Annotated in this window: 3 protein-coding genes; all 3 read left to right on the forward strand. The window is 21.7% G+C overall.

Annotation, left to right across the window (positions count from 1 at the left end):
- Positions 1–316 precede the first annotated feature (316 nt).
- Positions 317–1,423, forward strand: a complete 1,107-nt coding sequence (locus HNP63_RS06535; protein WP_183227678.1) for a plasmid maintenance protein — start codon at positions 317–319, stop codon at positions 1,421–1,423.
- A 46-nt stretch (positions 1,424–1,469) separates the two neighbouring features.
- On the forward strand, positions 1,470–2,228 hold the full coding sequence (locus HNP63_RS06540; RefSeq protein ID WP_183227680.1) for a ParA family protein: 759 nt from the start codon (positions 1,470–1,472) through the stop codon (positions 2,226–2,228).
- A gap of 73 nt (positions 2,229–2,301) precedes the next feature.
- Positions 2,302–2,825 (forward strand): chromosome replication/partitioning protein (locus tag HNP63_RS06545; RefSeq protein ID WP_014486137.1); only part of this gene is annotated, 524 nt, incomplete at its 3' end.

The raw sequence follows: 2,825 nt of genomic DNA on the forward strand, positions 1-2,825 counted from the left end.
CAAAAATTTTTGCAAAAAAATGAGGGCTTAGCTAGATTCTCTTTACCAAAGAACTAAGCTAAACCCTTACATTACATTTTTTGCAAATTAACAAATAAAGGTAGGTTAAACATATGACAATATTTTCCTACGCTATTTGCAGTATAGTCTAACTTATCATTAAAATCAATTTATTTATACTAAAGTATAAAAAGTACATTTAATTAATAAGATTAATAATGGAAATTTCATATTTTTTTAGAAAAGTATTTACTTTTAAATCAAAATTATGCACTATAATAATTATTATTAATATTAAACAAATAAAGGAGAAAACATGCACAATGTTTCGACCAATAAAAAATATCCAAATTGCCACAATAAATTACAACATAAATTAATAGTTCTTATCTCAACTTTAAAGTATGTAAACAAAAAATATAAAAAATACACTCAAAAAAACATACTCTATTACTTTAATGAAAATCTAAAAAGAAATGGTCAAAATCCCGTTAAGTTAAAGACACTTCAAAAATATCTTTACGAATTAGAAAAAAAATTTAAAGTAACAACTAATTACTACAAACACTTGGGGATAAATTGTGGTACTGAAATTTACTACAAACTTAATTATCCAAAAAAAGAGTGTCACTATATGATAAACAAATACTTCGAAGACAAAAAACATTCTAGATTTGAAAAAAGAGTTGAAATAGGCCTTGAAAACAAATTTAATAAAAATAGGTGTGTAAATTTGGAGGAGTGTTTAAGTAATAAAAATAATAATATAAAAGAAGAAAAGAATAAACAGATAGAAAAGTTTCAAATAATAAAATATTCCAATAAATGTAACTTTAAATGTAAAGACATTCTTCCTTTTATTTTAAATTTAGATATTAATAAAGACTTGAAAATTAAAATGCTTAAAGTTTCAAAAATCATTGAGATTAAACTACTAAAGCATAAAAATATACATTTTAATAAATCTTATTTTAAAGATAAGCAAAACAAATTAAAAGAAATCCTAGACAATATTCAAAAAGAATTACAAAAAAAAGGATATAATGCTGAACAATTGAAAATAAATATCCAGAAAGTATATGAAATTTATAAAAATAAGCCGCATTTTATTATTGAGCATCAAAAATATAACGATTTAAGTGTAATAAAACGTAAATTAGAAAAATCAATTGAATTGAAAAAAGAAAATTCACAAAAAGATTATGAGCATATAAAGGTAAACATTTATAATATTCTTATTGATCAACTAAAAGAAAAGGCAAATATTGAATTTATAAAGCCAATTATAAAAACTTATTTGAATAGCAAAAAGAAATTAGAATATAATAAAGTATTTGGTACATATAATTGCGAATTATTAGAAATAATACAAAATGAAAATAATTCCCTAATACCAGAAGAATTTAGCAAAAAGGCTATATAAGGATTAAATATAGGGAAAAATATACGGAACAAGGAATTTTTAGAAAATGGATAGAAAAAAAACAAAAGTAATTACAATTGCTTCAATTAAAGGTGGTGTTGGGAAAAGTACAACTTGCTTAGCATTATCATTTTTGTTATCAAAAAAAAATAAAGTATTATTAATAGATATGGATACACAAGCATCTGTAACTAGTTACTATCAAGATAAAATACAAGAAGATAATATAAATTTAAAATTTAATAATATATATGAAGTTTTAGTCAATGATTTAGATATTAAAAAAGCAATTGTAAACATTGAAAATAATTTGGATTTATTGCCAAGCTATTTAAGTTTGCATATGCTTAATGAAATTGAAATAGAATTTAAAGACTTGTTATTAAAATCAAATTTAAGCTGTTTTAGCAGTGATTATGAATATATAATATTGGATACAGCCCCTAGTTTTGACATTGCATTTAAAAATGCAATGTTTAGTAGTGATTATATTATTGTTCCAATAATAGCTGAAAAATGGGCAGTTGAGTGTTTAGATCTATTTGATTATTTTTTAAATAAATTAGGGTTAAAAATTCCAATATTTTTGCTCATAACAAGATTTAAAAAAAATAATACACATAAAGAATTTTTAAATTTATTAAAGAATAGGGGTGATTTTTTAGGCATTATATCTGAAAGAGAAGATTTAAATAAAAATATAGCTAGTAATTCTAGGTTTTCTTTAGAAAAAGATTATATGTATGAATATAAAAATGCTATTAATAAATTTATGGATTATTTAAAAATAATGGATAAAGTATAAAATGAGTTAATTTATTTTGTCCCCAATCGGGACAACTTATTAATGATAAAAAATTTTTATTTGAGGTACTATTATGTTAGTAAAAATAAACAAAAGAAATTTAGAAGAAAAGGACAATGAGCAATTAGAATATTATGAAAAATTAAAGAATAAATTAGTAAATAATTTTAAAAAAGAAATTTTTCATAAAATAGAAGTTATTAAAATTTTAAAAGAGATAAAAGATAATGAATATTACAAGTTGGATGGATATACAAGTTTTAATTCTTTTGCAAAAAATTATAGAATAGCAAGAACTCAAGTGTATGACTATATTAGAATAGCCAATGCTATGGAAGAGGGGCTTTTAGAAGAGGCATTTATTATAGAAAATGGACTTACTATGTCTTTATTATCATTAAGAGAGAAAGAAAGTCCAACATTTAAAAAATCTAAGCAAAACCCAATAAAACCTTTAAGATTCCAACTTAAAAGTAAAGAAAGTTACGATTTTTATAAAAGTAATGCTAAATTTACAGGGTTTTTATTAGATGAACTTTTTGAAAGTCAAAGAGATTTAGTTAATAAACTTTTAAAAAGATATAAACAATTAAAAGG

Source organism: Borreliella afzelii, from assembly GCF_014202295.1.
Lineage (GTDB): Bacteria > Spirochaetota > Spirochaetia > Borreliales > Borreliaceae > Borreliella > Borreliella afzelii.